Origin of the sequence: Ruegeria sp. HKCCA5929 (assembly GCF_013034525.1) — a bacterium.
Classification (GTDB): Bacteria; Pseudomonadota; Alphaproteobacteria; order Rhodobacterales; family Rhodobacteraceae; genus Ruegeria.
In genome coordinates, this window is the sequence record NZ_WQGE01000004.1 from 69,950 (window position 1) to 85,692 (window position 15,743).

Consider the following 15,743-nt stretch of genomic DNA (forward strand, 5'->3'; position numbering starts at 1 on the left):
GTCAACTGTAGGCTTTTAGTATGTCAGATTGCTTGACAGTCGAAAGCGCAGGGCATTTGATAGGTGACAGGCCTACATTGGTTCACTCAAGCAAAGTGAAATAGAATATTCTATTTATTTCAATGCTATAACAGTGAATCTGTAATTTGAAACGTGACTAAGACAGAGGGCGCAAGCAACATACCTTGGAAGAAATTGTTAGACGAACCACAACCGATGCGGTCTATGAAGCGCTACACGACGAGATCGTTTCGCTTGAAATTCTTCCCGGTACAAAGCTATCCGAAACAGAGGTAGCCAGCCGATTCGGCGTATCACGCCAACCTGTTCGCAACGCATTCACAAGGCTCGGCAACGAAGATCTGCTCTTAATACGACCACAAAAGGCGACCGTAGTTCGAGGATTTTCTATGGAGCGTGTGGCTCTCGCGCGGTTGGTTAGAATGGCGGTGGAGCTAGAGATCGTCCATCGGGCAATGGAAGTTTGGGACGCAACACGTGAAGCAAAACTTGCAGAGAATCTCGCCTTACAAGAACAGGCAATTAGTGACGGTGATCTATCGGCGTTTCACTCTCTGGACTATGATTTTCACAAACTGATCTACGTGCTCAGCGGCAATCCGATGGCATTTGAAGTAATGCTAGAATCCAAGCAAAAGGTTGACCGGCTTTGTATGCTCAGTCTTGAAAAGGGCAGTGCCGCGGACGCCATCCTCGCCGATCACCGAGAGATTGCACAGGCCATGGCGGCAGGAGACCATGACCAAGCACAAGCCGCTGTTAGAAAACACCTGTCCCGCCTCGACGAAACCATCGACTTCATCCACAAGACGCACCCAGGCTATTTTGAGTAACCGAGGCCATGCGATCTGGTGGTCTCAGGCCGTTCCTCGTTCCGGACGATCATTATCAATATTGAATTTCATGCCGTCCAAAAGCTCTTCCAAATCGGGACGTGCCGCAGGGCCGTTAGAGATATCGGCCAGCATCAGTGTTCCATTCGGACGGATGGCAAACGCGCCAGGTTCGGCGAACAGACCCGTCGTTTCTGCATCAGATAGAGGCGATGACACGTAAAGACCAAGCGCGCGCATTTGCGCTTCAGTCATTCCATAGCAAAGATCAAAATCCCAGCCGAATTCTGCTTTGTCTGCCGCAGCTTTTTCTTTGGTGTCGGCAGAGACAACAATAACGTCCATAACGTCAGCCCATGCCGACAGCGCCGCATTCAACTTGTTCAAAAAGCGCTTGCAGCGTGGACAATGCTTACCTCGATAAACAAACAACATGGTCCAGCGGTCTTTTTGTTGACCGATCGTAACCTGGTCATCAGACCCCAGCCTTAAAAAACTCATTTGCTCGATTTGCGCGCCGACATTTGGTTTGGCTGAGGTCATGAGTCGTTCCTTTCTTCTACAAACAAGGGCTTTGCGCGGATACCGTTAGCTTAGTTCATGTCACGTCAAGGCAATTATTGAAACCAAGATCGCGATATCATTTAGTGCTTGAAAGGCACGCTCGATCTAAGATTGCTGTCAGTTAACGAGGAATCACCGATACCTACCCGCCGTCACTCTACGCCCCTCATTGCAGCCGGGCTTCTAATGCCGTAACAGGTGTGAGCGCAACCAGCGTACTTGTGTCGAATTCAACGCGACCTGATCACCTGTGGCCCCCAAGAAAACTTTAGAATCGAGACCAGAACGTTCAAACGATCGGTCCGGTGAAACCCAAAACGTCACCGTTACTAGTTAACTGTAACTTTAGGCTCGAAGCCGTCGGTCGCTGCACTTTGTACGAATGGCCGGTTTTGGTGAAAGCAACCATCAGCCGATTGCATCGTCAATGACCGCAATGCGGACATTTCTACCATTCGCGAAAAGCTTTGTGAATTTTCGGCTTGAACGATTGCGTTGAGACCAGAGAGTAACTCCAGCGACAAGCCTGACTTGTTTTCAACAAACTACTGGCGCAACATCTGTGAATGTCCTGAACCAACTGGGGGGGTGGCATGGCAGAGCTACGCGAAATTGGCAAGACTGGGATACGGGTTCCTCGCATCGGGTTTGGATCGACGGGGTTGGGAAGTATCCCGGAAATCTATGGGTATGAAGTTGAGGAAGACCGCGCGATTGATACAATTCGGGCAATTCTTTCGCAGCCAAATGCGTTCCTGGACACATCCCGTTGCTATGCCATGGGACGAAGTGAAGAGCGCATAGGCAAAGTCATTCGTGAGCTTGGTGGTTGGCCGGAAGGGCGAGTGCTTTCCACCAAAATCGACCGGGACATGGAAACCGGTGCTTTTGATGGTTCTCAGGCACGTAGATCATTCGAGGAAAGTCTTACGGCCTTAAGCGTCGACAGCGTTGATATACTCCACGTCCATGATTTCGAATATGCAAGTGACCTATCTGAGGTCAAAGGGCGGGGTGGCGCGATTGAAGAGTTGTTCCGTATCAAGGAGGAAGGTCTGGCCAAGGCGGTCGGAATCGCGGCGGGACGTATCGACTTGATGATGCCAATTTTGGAGAGTTGGGATTTTGACGTGGTCCTAACACACAACAGGCATACTGTGGTAAACGATAACGCGGCACCTCTAATAAAACTCGCGAAATCACGAGGCGTTTCGATATTGAACGCGGCACCGTATTCCGGAGGTGCACTGGCCCGAGGCAGCGCGATCCATCGCTTTTATGTCTATCGACCTGCAGATGATGAAGTACTTGCGCCAATACGTGCTGTTGAAGAGGTATGCGGGCATTACGATGTCCCCGTCGGAGCGGTCGCGTTGCAATACTCTTTAAAAAACGACGACATTACTTCGACGGTTTGCGGAGTGACATGGCCTCAGCATGTTCAACAGGCAATGGAATGGGCAGAGTGGCCCATCCCTGAAGGCGTTTGGGAGGAACTCGCCAAGCTCGGGAGTTCTTCGGAGAATCCTGAGGCTTAGAGTAAAACCCCAAAGGGGGCAGTATCTCAAACAAGGCGGAAGATCATGCGAGATTTGTTCTGGAGCTCAGAACCTATTTTCGAAAAAGAAAACGGTGTCCTCAGTGCCTGCTAGTCTCGACAAGGCCAAAAAGTCAAAGGGATCAATATGATTGCATTACTATTTGCGTTGTTCACATGCGCCTTGGGGCTCGCTTACTACAAACTCGTTCGCCTTTCATACGCACTCTTCGCAGTAACGCTTTTGGCGAGCGTTTATTGGCTAAAATTTCATGCAACAACGCCGCTTTCAATCCAATTGTGAGATTGCTGAATTGTCCTCTGAATGTACGGTTTGCTTCGTCTCTGATTGAAAGCGCATGCGCCAACGCGCGGGAATTGCGTAACAATTCCGGATCAGAAAATACAACTGAAGTGAGACAGGTATGAGTGGCGGGGAGACAGGGATTCGAACCCTGGGGACGCTCTCACGCCCAACGGTTTTCAAGACCGCCGCATTCGACCACTCTGCCACCTCCCCGTCGAAAGCCGGGTCTAAGGCCAAGTTCGATCAGAGGCAAGTCGAAAACGGGAAATCTTGCCGAAGAGTTTTCAGCGCTCTTTCCATGACCCTTCAGCCACGTTATGATCGGGTGGAAAGACCGAAACAGGCTGGCATACAGAACCAGCAGACCGGCAGCGGGGTTCGTGAAACGAAACCCCTTCAGGCAAGGGATAAGCAGATGAAGCGAGCGATCGAGACACGCCCGGGGCCCAAAAGGCTGGCGTATCTGGCGTTGACTTTGACGATTTTGGCCGGATGTGAAGAGGCTTTGGGTACAGCTGAAACCGCCGAAAAGCCCCAGGACAACGATGGGAAAATCGAACTTATACCCCAGGTGACCAGTGGTTCGCAGCGCGACGTAGAAGCACCGGACGTTTTCCGCGTTACCGAAGCGGGGCTTTGGGATGGCCGACCATCGTTGGGTGGCATCTGGGTCGCGCATCCGGACGTGACGCAACCCGAGCGCGTTGTGATCAAGAACACCACCAACAACAAATCCGTGACTGGTGCCTTGTTCCGGCGCGAGCGCAACTTGCCCGGCCCGGCGCTTCAGGTCTCGTCCTCGGCAGCGGAACAGCTTGGGTTGCTGGCAGGGTCACCTACAAAGCTTAGCGTTATAGCGCTGCGTCGCGAGAAGGTCGAAGAGCCCCCATCTGAGGAAACACCACCAGTTGAGGACGCAACCGCAGAAACCGAGACCGCATCGGCAGATGCAGCAACCGATGGCCAAGCCACGGGTGATACCGAAAAGCCGGCCAAACGGAAATGGTGGCAAAAGAAAGAGCCCGCAGCTGCTGCCGCCGGTACCGCCGCTGTTGTAGCAAGCGCTTCAGGATCCGAAGAGGACAAGACTGCAGAAACGGAAACGGTCAGCGATTCTGCTCAGGAAAACGCAGAGGAGCAAACCGAAGCGCCTTCTGAAAAACCGGCCAAACGGAAATGGTGGCAGAAGAAAGCACCCGCTGCTGCTGCCGCCGGAACTGCCGCAGCCGCTGGAACCGCAGCGGCTGCAACAGATGCAGCCACGGATAGCGCCGAAGTTGCGACCGAGGCTGCTGTTGCCGTAACCTCTCCGACTTTGTCAGATGCGCCGGTCGAAGCCCCGGCCGAGAAACCCGCCAAGCGGAAATGGTGGCAAAAGAAGGATCCCGCAGAGATCACCGAAACGCCACTGGACCCGATCGAAGGTGCCGCCGCCGCAATTGATGCGACCGAAGCAACACCAGCAGCGGCGACGGCTGCGGCTGCCGCGACCACCGCATCACCGCTGAGCAAACCGTTTGTTCAGATCGGAACCTTCAGCGTCGAGGATAACGCCAACTCTGCCGCACAGAAGGTGCGCAGGAACGGTATGTCCGCAGTTGTTCGGGAACTGAAAACCGCAAATAACACCGTCTGGCGGGTGCTGGTTGGCCCTGCCGCAACCCGGGCCGAACGCAAAGCCATTCAGAAGGACGTAAAAGACCTTGGCTTCAAAGACGCGTTCACCGTATCCGACTGAAACAGGGAGACGCAGCATGCTAGCCTCGATGCGCACATCCGTTCTCGCCATGGGGATTGCCCTCATGGGACTGCCCGCACACGCTTTTGATACCACAGCTCGCGCGGCTTATGTGATTGACCAGACCACCGGCACTGTTCTTCTGTCAAAAGACGCCGACCAGCCCCTGCCGCCCGCGTCGATGTCCAAGTTGATGACGCTGTATGTGGCCTTCGAGGCTTTGCGCGATGGCCGACTGACACTGAATGAAACCCTGCCCGTGTCCGAACACGCGATGAGCTATGGCGGCTCGACCATGTTCCTGAACACGCAGGACCGCGTCACCGTCGAAGACCTGCTGCGCGGCATCATCGTTTTGTCGGGCAATGATGCCTGCGTCGTTATCGCCGAAGCACTTAGCCCCGACGGAACCGAGGCCGGGTTTGCGCGGTACATGACCCAACGCGCGCAGCAGATGGGAATGAACAATTCCAACTTTGCCAACTCGAACGGCTGGCCTGCCGCCGGTCATATGATGTCAGTGCATGATCTGGCTGTTCTTGCGGATCGCTTGATTTCGGACTTCCCCGAATATTACCCTCTCTTCGCCGAGGAAGTTTTTGAATTCGACGGCCGCGCGCCGTCAAATGCCCGCAATCGCAACCCGCTGCTGAAGTTGGATATCGGCGCGGACGGTTTGAAAACCGGCCACACGCAAGAGGCCGGCTATGGCCTTGTCGGCTCTGCCAAACAGGGTGACCGGCGCGTCATTTTCGTTCTGACCGGTCTCGACACCACCGGCCAGCGGGCAGAGGAGGCTGAGGCCGTGGTTAACTGGTCGTTTCGAAATTTTGTCGAGAGGACAGTTGCCAACGCGGAAACGCCGATAGCCGAAGCCCAACTGTGGATGGGTGAGAAAAAGACCGTCGGGCTTGTTGCCGAAGGTGATCTGAACGTGCTGTTCCCGGTTCTGGGCACCCAAAATGTCGAGGCCGAAGTTGTGTATGACGGCCCAATCAACGCGCCTGTCCAGAAAGGCCAGCAATTGGCTGAACTGGTGATCAAGCCCGAAGGACTGCCCGAGATCCGGCGCCCGCTTGTGGCTGCCGAGGACGTAGCCGTAGGTGGCTTTGTCGTGCGGATGCTGACCGTTGGCGGCATCGTATTGAAAGACGTGATCAACAACCCACTGGAGTCGATGTGACGAAAGCGGGGTTATTTCTGACCTTCGAAGGCATTGACGGATCAGGCAAGTCAACCCAGGCGCGGATGCTGGCGGATCGTCTGCGCGCGCAGGGACATGAGGTCGTGCTGACGCGCGAACCGGGCGGCTCACCGGGGGCCGAGGAAATTCGCCGCCTTGTTCTGGAAGGCGACCCGGATCGTTGGTCGGCCGAGACGGAATTGCTGCTGTTCACCGCAGCCCGCCGCGACCATCTGGAACGCACCATCGAACCCGCCCTTGCGGCAGGGAAAGTGGTGATTTGCGACCGTTTTGCCGACAGCACGCGGATGTATCAGGGCTTGTCACGCGGCGACCTGCGCAGTCTGGTAGACCAATTGCACAACCTGATGATCGGGCGAGAGCCGGACATGACGTTGCTGATCGATATGGATCCGGAAACGGGCTTGTCGCGTGCAAAAGGCCGACAGGGCACAGAAGAGCGGTTCGAAGATTTCGGCCCCGATCTGCAAAAGAAAATGCGCTCAGGGTTTCTGGCGCTGGCTGATGAATTCTCGGGCCGGTTTCGCGTCGTGGATGGCAACAGAGACATGGACAGTGTGGCGCAGGATGTGACAGATATCGTTCAAGCAGCTTTGCGGTAAACGATGAGTGACGATACCCCTTCTCCGGATCAGGTGCCGGGTGCACCGCATCCGCGCGAAACCGCGCGGCTTTTTGGTCAGGAGAATGCTGAGCAGGCGTTTCTGACGGCCTACAATTTCGACAGGTTGCACCACGGTTGGTTGCTGACCGGGCCGCGCGGCGTCGGCAAAGCGACGCTGGCCTGGCGGATCGCGCGATTTTTGCTGGCCACACCCCCGGCAGATGACGGCGGCTTGTTCGGAGCGCCGCCGCCGCCAGAAACGCTCGAAATTGATCCCGATCATCCGGTGTCGCATCGCATGCAGGCCGGAGCCGAACCAGGATTGGCTGTGGTCACCCGATCTCTGAATGATCAGGGGCGGATGCGCGGCGAGATTGTCGTGGACGATATCCGCAAGCTTGGAAAATTCTTTGGTCTGTCCTCGGCTGATGGCGGACGCCGGGTGGTGATTGTGGATTCGGCGGATGAAATGAACATCAGTGCTGCCAACGCGCTGTTGAAGATGCTGGAAGAGCCGCCTGCGCGCACCACGCTTTTGCTCGTATCGCACCAACCTTCGCGCCTGCTGCCAACCATCCGGTCGCGCTGCCGCACGCTGCGCCTTGGCCCGCTGAGTCCGCAGGACATGCAAACCGCCCTGTCGCAAACCAGAACAGAAGTTCCCGCCCAGACTGAACACCTGGCCGCACTTGCGGCAGGATCAGTTGGGGATGCTGTGCGGTTAATCAATCTTGGCGGTCTGGACATTTATGCCGAGCTGATCGCCATTCTGGGCACCCTGCCCCGTATGGACCGGCAACGCGCACTGGCGTTGGCCGAAGCCGCAGCACAGCGCGGTGCCGCTGATCGTTTCGAGTTGTTGCTAACGCTGATCGACGTCGCCTTGTCACGGCTGGCTTTGACTGGCGCAACCGGTACACCCCCCGTTCCCGAAGCGGCCCCAAACGAAGGTGAATCGCTGATGCGTCTTTCGGCTTCCCCCGATCAAGCCCGCCGCTGGGCAGAAGTCGCCGCGACAATCACGGCACGCGCACGGCATGGTCAGGCGGTGAACCTTGACCCTGCCGCTCTGGTCCTAGATACGGTGTTCAAGATACAGGAAACCGCCGGTCAGAACAGATGAGCGACACCCCCCAGATTACCGACAGCCACTGCCATCTGGACTTCCCGGATTTCGACGGCCAGTTGGACGAGATCATCACGCGCGCAGCCGAGGCTGGCGTGACCCGCATGGTCACGATTTGCACCAAACTGCGCAACGAACCCAGCGTCCGTGCGATTGCCGAGGCCCATGCGCCCGTCTTCTATGCCGCCGGCACGCACCCGATGAGTGCGGCGGATGAGCCGATAGCGTCGGTCGACGAACTGGTTGCCTTGGCCCAGCACCCGAAATTCGTCGGCATTGGAGAGTCTGGTCTGGACTACCACTATACCGCCGACAGTGCGGAAGTGCAGAAACAGTCATTGCGCATCCATATCGAAGCGGCCCAGCGCACTGGCCTGCCCCTGATCATTCACGCCCGCGCAGCGGATGATGACATGGCCCGAATTCTGGCCGACGAGTATCGCAACGCACCCTATTCCTGCGTTATGCACTGCTTCTCTTCTTCTGCCGAATTGGCCAAGGCCGCGCTGGATCTGGGCTTTTACCTGTCGATGTCCGGCATCACCGCCTTCCCCAAAAGCCAGGAGTTGCGCGATATTTTCGCTACTGCACCGGTAGACCGCATTCTGGTGGAGACCGATGCGCCCTATCTGGCCCCACCACCCTATCGTGGCAAACGTAACGAACCCGCCTACACCGCCCACACAGCCCGGAAAGGGGCTGAGGTTTTCGGCATGGACTATGCCGCTTTTGCAGCCCAGACACAGGCCAATTTTGACCGCTTGTTCACCAAGGCCGCGCTGTACAAGGCCGCTGCATGACCGGGATGCGTTTTACAATTCTGGGTTGCGGTTCCTCGGGCGGCGTACCAAGGCTGGGCGGTCAATGGGGCGACTGCGATCCTACAAACCCGAAAAACGTGCGCCGCCGCTGCTCGCTGCTGATTGAACGCGAGGGGCCGGATGGAACGACCTCGGTTCTGGTCGATACCACGCCAGATATGCGCAGCCAGTTGCTGGACACCGGCACCGGGCGGTTGGATGGGGTGGTCTATACCCATTCGCACGCGGACCATGTGCATGGGATCGACGACCTGCGCATGATCGTTTTCAACATGAAAACGCGCGTACCCGTCTGGGCGGATGGGGACACACAGAACGCATTGCTGGGCCGTTTCGGATACGCCTTCATTCAGCCTGAAGGTTCACCTTATCCTCCGATCCTGGACCTCAAATCCATTGATGGCCCTTTCGACATCGATGGTCCCGGTGGGCCCATTACGTTGCGCCCGTTCAAAGTGAACCACGGCTCAATCGACTCTCTTGGGTTCCGCATCGGTCAGCTTGCCTATCTGCCGGACGTTGCCGAGATCTACGACGCCGCCTGGCCCGAGATGGAAGGTTTGGACTGTCTGATCATCGATGCCCTGCGACGCTCCCCGCATCCCACGCACGCGCATCTGGAAAAGACGCTGGGATGGATCGAACAACTGCAACCAAAACGCGCGGTGCTCACCAATATGCATATCGATCTGGACTATGCGACGGTTGACGCGGAAACTCCCGACTATATCACCCCCGCTTTTGACGGGATGGTGATCTATCAGGCGCAATAAGCCCCTGCCCCGCGCGCTCAAGATATCACAGCGCGCCTGCCGCACGAGGGCCAAATGCTGCAAAGCCTGATCGACGTCATTCTTCCGGTCTTCCTTGTGATCGGTGCCGGATACACGGCGACCCGCACGGGCTATTTCAAACAAGAGCACGTCGATGGGTTGATGAAATTCACCCAAGGTTTTGCGATCCCCTGCCTGCTGTTCCTGGCCATCGCACACCTGGACCTTAGCGCCAGTTTCGATCCCCGGCTTTTGGCCAGCTTCTATTCCGCCGCTGCGTTGTGCTTCACTGCGGGTCTTTTTGGAGCAAGGATCATTTTTGGCAGGGACTGGGAAGACTGCGTGGCCATCGGTTTCTGCTGTCTATTTTCCAATTCGGTCCTGCTGGGCCTGCCGATAACCGAACGTGCTTATGGCCCTGAAAACCTGACGGGCAACTACGCGATCATCGCCTTCCATTCTCCGTTTTGTTACGGCGTTGGGATCACGGTGATGGAGGTCGTGCGCAATCGCGGCAACGGCGGTGTACATATGGCGCGATCAGTTCTGTCAGCGATGTTCAAAAACGCACTGATCCTTGGTATTGCGCTTGGTTTTGTCGTCAACATAACCGGTCTGATCATCCCAGCAGTCGTGGACGAAGCGCTTGAACTTGTTACCCGCGCAGCCCTTCCTGGCGCTTTGTTTGCATTGGGGGGTGTGTTGGTTAAATACAAACCCGAAGGCGACTTGCGCACCATTGGTTTTGTCTGCTGCATCTCTCTGATGCTGCACCCCAGCCTAGTTTGGTTATTCGGAACATCCACCGGCCTGCCGCAGGACCTGTTTCGATCGGGCGTGTTGAATGCCGCAATGGCACCGGGCTTCAACGCCTATATCTTTGCGAATATGTATGGCCGCGCCAAACGCGTTGCGGCTTCGTCCGTTTTGATCGGAACAGCAGCATCTATAATCACCGTCTGGCTTTGGTTGAGCCTTCTGGGCTAACACAGGTGTTGACTTCGGTTTTCGCAGTAACACCTATCGCAGAACGCAGCAGGAGACCCGAATGCCACACGCCATAGTCGTCGCCCACGGCCAACCATCTGATCCGGATCCCGCCGAGGCCGCGCTGGCTGCATTTGCAGCCAAGGTCGACGCGTTGGCCGAACATGTAACGGTGAGTTCTGCGACGCTGGCCAAGCCCGGCGCGCTTGAGGCCAAATTGGACGGCCTTCCCGAAAATTCGGTGATCTACCCGCTTTTCATGGCGAAGGGGTGGTTTGTAACAAGTGCCCTGCCGAAACGGGTCGGAGATCACACAGCACGTATTTTGGATCCTTTGGGCATTGATCCCGATCTGCCCGCGTTGACGGCGAACGCGCTAGAGGCGAAGTTGCAGGAAGAGCATTGGGCGGCCAATGCGACGGATTTGGTGATCGCTGCGCACGGGTCGGGCCGCAGCCGGAATCCATCGGCGGTGGCCAATGAATTTGCGGACCGGCTAGGCAGGCAGGTTGCATTTCAATCGATCCGGGTTGGCTTTGTCGAAGAACCGCCCTCGATTGCCGAAGCAGCGCGCGATGCATCTAATCAAGCGATTTGCCTACCGTTCTTCGCATGTACCGGAGGTCATGTTCTAGAAGACGTACCCGAAGAGCTGGAGCGCGCCCAATTCAAAGGTATCGTCATGCCCGTTGTCGGAGAGCTCGCCCCCATTCAGCAGCAGATCGCGCAAAAGGTCACCGAGGCGTTCGCATCAGCGTGATCCTCGGTGGACGTTCAGGATTGCGCCTTGCTCAGTGTCGAATAAAGCCGATGGCACGATCGACCATCCCGTTTGGCCTGATACAATGCCAAATCTGCAGCATGTAAGATATCAGCCGCTTTGGGCACTTGAAACTGGGTGGACAGAGCCGTGCCGATGCTGGCTGACACCGTACACTGCTGGCTTTGAAACAGCATAGGTTCGTTCAAGCGTTGGATAAGTCGGTCAGCGATTGCCTTCAATCTGTCGTCTCGTGTCAGGTCTTTGAAAACAATGACAAACTCGTCCCCACCAACACGGGTAACCGTATCTTCGCTGCGCGTCTCCTCGATCATGATACGGGCTGCCTGTTGCAGGACGAAATCACCAGCAGCGTGACCCAGTCTGTCATTTACGGATTTGAAGAAATCCAGATCCAGATGCATCAAGGCAAAAGCCGAATTGCTTGAGATCAGATTTGCAAGCACGTGATCCATGGCCCTGCGGTTTTTTAGCCCGGTTAATGTGTCGGTATAGGCCTGTTCCTCAGCGGCGAGCATGGCGCCTTGAAGCCTCAGGTTTAGCGACCGCGACGCCTCCATCGCGGCAGATTTGGCCTCGACCAGATAAAGCAGTTCGATGGCAAGGTCGGTGCCTGAGAAATCCGCACTTGTCAGCGCGTAATCCCGCACCGCATCCAGAATTGAAATCCCGAATGACAAATTGATGACCGCACCACCGGACTGCGGCAAAGGGGCGACCAAGCCCTTGAGGGTCGTACGCAGTTCATCTTTGAACTTCAGGTGCAACTTAGCCCCGGCCATCGATAACAACGCCGGAATGGTTGTAACTGTTCTGGGGCGGATCAGTTCAAACACTTCCAGAAACCCCTGCCCGATCAGCGGTAATTCTGGTCGCAGTTTTTGAAGTGTCGGCCCCACTTGCTGTATTCGTCCGTCTTGTTCGACCAACAGGAACATTGGACAAAGCGTTTCCAGAAGGCCCGCAAGTTCTTGAGTATCGGTCATCTGTTGTGCGCCCCCAAATCAAAGTGACGCCCTTCCGCGAAAGCGCTTTCAACCAACATGATGGAAATGATGTCACTGCCCTGCTGATGCCCTTCATGTGACAGTATGACCAATGCGCCGTAGTCATCTGCCATGGCGCGCAAAACACCAACCATGACACTGGAATAACCGGGCAAGCCTGGAAAGCAGCATAGCTGATACTCCGTGGCCGATAGCTCTCGCAGCTCAAGGGCCGGCAAAGTCAAATCTGACACGGCCAACCGCACCCGGTCGGCCAGATCGTCCAGCGAATGCAGAAACTCTACATAGCTTACGCCGCCAAACCTGAGCAGGCGACGCAGCCCTTCCATGTTCGGGTGGGACACAAGATATGTCCCCAAATCCTCAAGAATCTCGGCCTTTGGTCGGTTCAGATCGCCACTCAGCGCATCCAACACTCTTGTCGTCATGTCATCATCATAGATGAGCATGGCTTCAAACTCGCGAAACCCTAATCGCGCATCTTCGGTCACACGCAGCCAGCAGGCCTGCCCATAGGTAGCGCAGACAAAAGACTGTATCGCCCGATTGATCAGACCATGCATCGGAAACCCCAACTTGGTGTCCCCTGCACTCTGTGCTGACATATCTTAACAAATAGACAAAATCCACCCTGAGTTGCAGCGAATGCAACCGGGTATCACTTCGACATTTGTCGATTGCTCAGAAATCTGTCGGCGCGCCACCCTCGGCTTTGCGGCGTTCCACAAACTCTGCCAGTTCTTCGCGAATGGCTTCATCCATTGGTGGAGCGTCAAAGCTCGAAATGATCTCTTTGAACATGTGGTGGGCGCGTTCGGCTGTCCAAATGCCACCAGCAACCTCCCACCCTTCATAGTTCTTCCAGTCGCTCAGGAAGGGTTGATAGAACGCGGTGGTATAACGGTCCTGTGTGTGCTGAATGCCGAAGAAATGACCGTCATTGCCAACTGAGCGGATCGCATCAAGCGCGATCTCATCAGGGCCGGTGGCAGTCAATTCCGGGTTCATATAACGCTGAATTTGTTGCAGGATTTCGCAATCCATGATGAACTTTTCCGGGCTTGCAATCAGGCCACCTTCCAGCCATCCAGCCGCGTGATAGACCATGTTGGTGCCCGATTGTACGGATGCCCAAAGCGAGTTCGACGTCTCCCAAATCGACTGCCCATCAGGCACGTTTGCAGCACAAACACCCGACGATCGCATCGGCAGCCCGTAGAACCGCGCCATCTGGCCGGTCATCTGGGTCGAGCGCATGTATTCCGGCGTCCCAAAAGCGGGTGCTCCGGTTTTCATATCGACATTCGACGTAAATGTGCCGATCACGCACGGAGTTCCCGGGCGCACATATTGGAACAGGGCTATAGCACATAGCGCCTCGGCCAGTGACTGGGCCACCGCACCTGCCATTGTCACCGGTGCCATGGCCCCGGCCAACGTAAAGGGTGTCACCACAATTGCCTGTCCACGTCGGGCCAGCCGTAGGCACCCGTCGATCATAGGCTGGTCATGCTTTAGAGGAGAGGTAGAGTTAATGTTGGTGTACATGCGTGGAGCGGCATCGAATTCTTCGTGGCTCAGACCGCCTGCGATGCGCACCATTTCCATCACATCCTCGACGCGCTCTTTGCCCAGAGAGTAAGCATGCATGGTTTTGTCGGTCAGCGTCAGCTTGTCGTAAAGGACGTCCAGATGCCTTATACTGGCGTGAATATCGACAGGTTCGACCGGATAACCTCCGGCGAAATGGATGCAGTTGAAATATTGCGTCAGTTTCAACAGATTTCGGCACATCTCCCGGTTGCCGGGAACTTTTGTGCCGATCTCCATATCCCAATAATTCGGCGGCGATGAGACATTGCCGAACAGAATGTTCTTTCCACCAATCTCGATCTTGCGATCCGGATTGCGTGGCGTGATCGAAAATTGACTGGGGGCTTTCGCAATCATCTCCATGACAAAGTCACGCCCCATGCGCACATTGTCACCTTCGATGGTACAGCCTGCCTCACGCAGGATGCCTATTGCCTCTTCATTGTAAAATTCGATCCCGATTTCTTCCAGGATACGCATGGCCCCGTCATGGATCGCTTCGATGCCAGCCTGATCCAAGGGCTCTGTGGGATGGTCGATGTTGATGGGCGGATCCCAGGGCATCTGATCGATCGCTGCAGTTCCTCTGCGCGCTGCAGCCCCAGCGCGGCCACCGCCGCGACGCTTGCGTGTTGTTGTATCGCCCATCACGGCCTCCATTCCTGCTTTAAACAAGCAAGCCCGGAAGACACGATGATGGCCGCTCTGTCTGCGACAGAATATGTCGGTTTTCTATTTTGGCCGTCGATTGCCGGATTTAACCGTTTACTTGCTGGCTAACCATGCAGGGATATGTCCGATATCGGGCAGGACGACGTCGGCCATGGGCGCCAGCGCCTCTGCTTCGGCCAAACCCGTCAAAACACCTATCGTCGTCATCCCGGCAGCCCGCCCGGCTTGGAGATCATGAAGGCTATCACCAACCATTGCGACCCGTGAAGGTTCAACCCCAACATGCGCGGAAAAGGCCAGCAGTTGACCAGGGCCTGGCTTGAATCCGTGACCACTGTCATACCCCGCAACAAAGTCGAAATGCTCTCGAATCCCGGCGGACTCAAGATGCCGCAGGGCCGGATGTTCACTGTCATTGGTGGCCACACCCAGCTTAATCCCCGCATTCTGCAAACTTTCCAGAAACGGGACCAGAGGAACAGCAGGCGACTGAGGGGCAGCAGCTGCTTCGGCATTCATCAGATCCACGATCTCATCAACGGTCATGCTGTCGACATGAGCGGCCAATACGCCGGCGATTTCTTCAACAGTCGCAGCGATAACGATACTGTCTGCGTTGTATCTCTCTTGCTCCAGGTCATAGCCGATTATCTGTCCAAGTTCGGCGGCGCGGGTTGTTTCACCATTAGTCAGTCGCAGCAGCAAAGAGCGGCCAAAGCCACCCCATGTGTTTGCAAAATCAAACAGCGTGCCGTCTTTATCGAAGACGATTGCATCTATCGGCATCAAGTTCTCCAGCGGAAGAGGATTTCAGGTCCAATGTACATCAGCGCCGCCGGACAAAACCGTCCGCGCCTGAGCAGGAAGATCATAGGCTAGCGCGTTGGCATCACAAAACGCCATGACCCACGAGTCGTCAAGTACCAGAAAATCCAGCACCGACGCCAGAAATTCCGGGTCTGCTGCACGCTCGCGGACATCTTGCACCGACGCGCCCGTCGAGCCCAAAAATACAGGAAAAAGCTCTTCATTTCCGGCCAACCAACCCAAAGCTGTCAGAGCCAGCGTTTCCGCGGATTCGGATGATATCGACATAAACTGCGCTCAGATCCACTTTTGGAAAGGGTTTGTTAACCAGACTCATAAACACTTTGTTCACGCATGCAATCAACGGT

17 protein-coding genes and 1 tRNA gene are annotated in these 15,743 nt (G+C 55.8%); 11 read left to right on the plus strand and 7 right to left on the minus strand.

What is annotated here, in order from left to right; genetic code table 11:
- Positions 1–185 precede the first annotated feature (185 nt).
- Positions 186–854 carry a GntR family transcriptional regulator gene (locus tag GOV90_RS11360; RefSeq protein ID WP_174825423.1) on the plus strand — a complete coding sequence of 223 codons (669 nt, stop codon included), beginning with the start codon at positions 186–188 and terminating at the stop codon, positions 852–854.
- A 24-nt stretch (positions 855–878) separates the two neighbouring features.
- Here GOV90_RS11360 and GOV90_RS11365 read toward each other — a convergent pair whose 3' ends face one another.
- On the minus strand, positions 879–1,397 hold the full coding sequence (locus tag GOV90_RS11365) for a redoxin domain-containing protein (protein ID WP_170750418.1): 519 nt from the start codon (positions 1,395–1,397) through the stop codon (positions 879–881).
- 614 nt (positions 1,398–2,011) lie between these two features.
- Between GOV90_RS11365 and GOV90_RS11370 the strand changes: the two genes are divergently transcribed.
- Positions 2,012–2,956 (plus strand): aldo/keto reductase, encoded by a 945-nt coding sequence (locus GOV90_RS11370; protein ID WP_171092105.1) that lies wholly within the window; start codon positions 2,012–2,014, stop codon positions 2,954–2,956.
- Positions 2,957–3,103: 147 nt separating this feature from the next.
- Positions 3,104–3,259 (plus strand): DUF5993 family protein, encoded by a 156-nt coding sequence (locus GOV90_RS21180; protein WP_253284635.1) that lies wholly within the window; start codon positions 3,104–3,106, stop codon positions 3,257–3,259.
- A gap of 126 nt (positions 3,260–3,385) precedes the next feature.
- Here GOV90_RS21180 and GOV90_RS11375 read toward each other — a convergent pair.
- A tRNA-Ser gene (locus GOV90_RS11375) sits at positions 3,386–3,475 on the minus strand.
- Between the two features lie 202 nt (positions 3,476–3,677).
- Here GOV90_RS11375 and GOV90_RS21375 point away from each other — a divergent pair.
- The 8 genes from GOV90_RS21375 (at position 3,678) to GOV90_RS11415 (ending at position 11,275) form a co-directional block, all read left to right on the plus strand.
- Positions 3,678–5,000: an SPOR domain-containing protein gene (locus tag GOV90_RS21375; RefSeq protein ID WP_171092106.1), complete on the plus strand. Its 1,323-nt coding sequence runs from the start codon at positions 3,678–3,680 to the stop codon at positions 4,998–5,000.
- 16 nt (positions 5,001–5,016) lie between these two features.
- The gene (locus GOV90_RS11385) at positions 5,017–6,183 is read left to right on the plus strand and encodes a D-alanyl-D-alanine carboxypeptidase family protein (protein ID WP_171092109.1); all 1,167 of its coding nucleotides are present in this window, start codon (positions 5,017–5,019) and stop codon (positions 6,181–6,183) included.
- Positions 6,180–6,806, plus strand: coding sequence for a dTMP kinase (tmk, locus tag GOV90_RS11390; protein WP_171092111.1), 627 nt, complete (start codon positions 6,180–6,182; stop codon positions 6,804–6,806). The genes GOV90_RS11385 and tmk overlap by 4 nt, the downstream gene beginning before the upstream one ends.
- A 3-nt stretch (positions 6,807–6,809) precedes the next feature.
- Positions 6,810–7,931 carry a DNA polymerase III subunit delta' gene (locus GOV90_RS11395; protein WP_171092113.1) on the plus strand — a complete coding sequence of 374 codons (1,122 nt, stop codon included), beginning with the start codon at positions 6,810–6,812 and terminating at the stop codon, positions 7,929–7,931.
- Positions 7,928–8,734, plus strand: a complete 807-nt coding sequence (locus GOV90_RS11400) for a TatD family hydrolase (RefSeq protein WP_171092115.1) — start codon at positions 7,928–7,930, stop codon at positions 8,732–8,734. Before GOV90_RS11395 ends, GOV90_RS11400 begins: the two co-directional genes overlap by 4 nt.
- Positions 8,731–9,528 (plus strand): MBL fold metallo-hydrolase, encoded by a 798-nt coding sequence (locus GOV90_RS11405; RefSeq protein WP_171092117.1) that lies wholly within the window; start codon positions 8,731–8,733, stop codon positions 9,526–9,528. The genes GOV90_RS11400 and GOV90_RS11405 overlap by 4 nt, the downstream gene beginning before the upstream one ends.
- Positions 9,529–9,582: 54 nt before the next feature.
- Positions 9,583–10,515, plus strand: coding sequence for an AEC family transporter (locus tag GOV90_RS11410; protein ID WP_171092118.1), 933 nt, complete (start codon positions 9,583–9,585; stop codon positions 10,513–10,515).
- 61 nt (positions 10,516–10,576) lie between these two features.
- Positions 10,577–11,275: a CbiX/SirB N-terminal domain-containing protein gene (locus GOV90_RS11415; protein WP_171092120.1), complete on the plus strand. Its 699-nt coding sequence runs from the start codon at positions 10,577–10,579 to the stop codon at positions 11,273–11,275.
- A 14-nt stretch (positions 11,276–11,289) separates the two neighbouring features.
- Here the strand turns inward: GOV90_RS11415 and GOV90_RS11420 are convergent, their stop codons facing one another.
- From GOV90_RS11420 to GOV90_RS11440, 5 genes are all read right to left on the minus strand, one after another.
- Complete coding sequence (locus tag GOV90_RS11420) at positions 11,290–12,282, minus strand: GGDEF domain-containing protein (protein WP_171092122.1); 993 nt, start codon at positions 12,280–12,282, stop codon at positions 11,290–11,292.
- Positions 12,279–12,866, minus strand: coding sequence for a heme NO-binding domain-containing protein (locus tag GOV90_RS11425; RefSeq protein WP_171092124.1), 588 nt, complete (start codon positions 12,864–12,866; stop codon positions 12,279–12,281). Before GOV90_RS11425 ends, GOV90_RS11420 begins: the two co-directional genes overlap by 4 nt.
- 118 nt (positions 12,867–12,984) lie before the next feature.
- Positions 12,985–14,544: a trimethylamine methyltransferase family protein gene (locus GOV90_RS11430; RefSeq protein ID WP_171092126.1), complete on the minus strand. Its 1,560-nt coding sequence runs from the start codon at positions 14,542–14,544 to the stop codon at positions 12,985–12,987.
- 117 nt (positions 14,545–14,661) lie between these two features.
- A complete protein-coding gene (locus tag GOV90_RS11435; RefSeq protein ID WP_171092128.1) occupies positions 14,662–15,354 on the minus strand; it encodes an HAD family hydrolase in 693 nt (230 codons plus the stop codon).
- Positions 15,355–15,378: 24 nt separating this feature from the next.
- Positions 15,379–15,663, minus strand: a complete 285-nt coding sequence (locus GOV90_RS11440) for a DUF3572 domain-containing protein (RefSeq protein ID WP_171092130.1) — start codon at positions 15,661–15,663, stop codon at positions 15,379–15,381.
- Positions 15,664–15,743: the final 80 nt, after the last annotated feature.

Excerpts from the sequence above, each read along its gene's own strand:
- GOV90_RS11365 (WP_170750418.1), bottom strand. The coding sequence starts at position 1,397 with ATGACCTCAGCCAAACCAAATGTCGGCGCGCAAATCGAGCAAATGAGT.
- GOV90_RS11370 (WP_171092105.1), top strand. The coding sequence starts at position 2,012 with ATGGCAGAGCTACGCGAAATTGGCAAGACTGGGATACGGGTTCCTCGC.
- GOV90_RS21180 (WP_253284635.1), top strand. The coding sequence starts at position 3,104 with ATGATTGCATTACTATTTGCGTTGTTCACATGCGCCTTGGGGCTCGCT.
- GOV90_RS21375 (WP_171092106.1), top strand. The coding sequence starts at position 3,678 with ATGAAGCGAGCGATCGAGACACGCCCGGGGCCCAAAAGGCTGGCGTAT.
- GOV90_RS11385 (WP_171092109.1), top strand. The coding sequence starts at position 5,017 with ATGCTAGCCTCGATGCGCACATCCGTTCTCGCCATGGGGATTGCCCTC.
- GOV90_RS11395 (WP_171092113.1), top strand. The coding sequence starts at position 6,810 with ATGAGTGACGATACCCCTTCTCCGGATCAGGTGCCGGGTGCACCGCAT.
- GOV90_RS11400 (WP_171092115.1), top strand. The coding sequence starts at position 7,928 with ATGAGCGACACCCCCCAGATTACCGACAGCCACTGCCATCTGGACTTC.
- GOV90_RS11405 (WP_171092117.1), top strand. The coding sequence starts at position 8,731 with ATGACCGGGATGCGTTTTACAATTCTGGGTTGCGGTTCCTCGGGCGGC.
- GOV90_RS11410 (WP_171092118.1), top strand. The coding sequence starts at position 9,583 with ATGCTGCAAAGCCTGATCGACGTCATTCTTCCGGTCTTCCTTGTGATC.
- GOV90_RS11415 (WP_171092120.1), top strand. The coding sequence starts at position 10,577 with ATGCCACACGCCATAGTCGTCGCCCACGGCCAACCATCTGATCCGGAT.
- GOV90_RS11420 (WP_171092122.1), bottom strand. The coding sequence starts at position 12,282 with ATGACCGATACTCAAGAACTTGCGGGCCTTCTGGAAACGCTTTGTCCA.
- GOV90_RS11425 (WP_171092124.1), bottom strand. The coding sequence starts at position 12,866 with ATGCATGGTCTGATCAATCGGGCGATACAGTCTTTTGTCTGCGCTACC.
- GOV90_RS11430 (WP_171092126.1), bottom strand. The coding sequence starts at position 14,544 with ATGGGCGATACAACAACACGCAAGCGTCGCGGCGGTGGCCGCGCTGGG.
- GOV90_RS11435 (WP_171092128.1), bottom strand. The coding sequence starts at position 15,354 with ATGCCGATAGATGCAATCGTCTTCGATAAAGACGGCACGCTGTTTGAT.
- GOV90_RS11440 (WP_171092130.1), bottom strand. The coding sequence starts at position 15,663 with ATGTCGATATCATCCGAATCCGCGGAAACGCTGGCTCTGACAGCTTTG.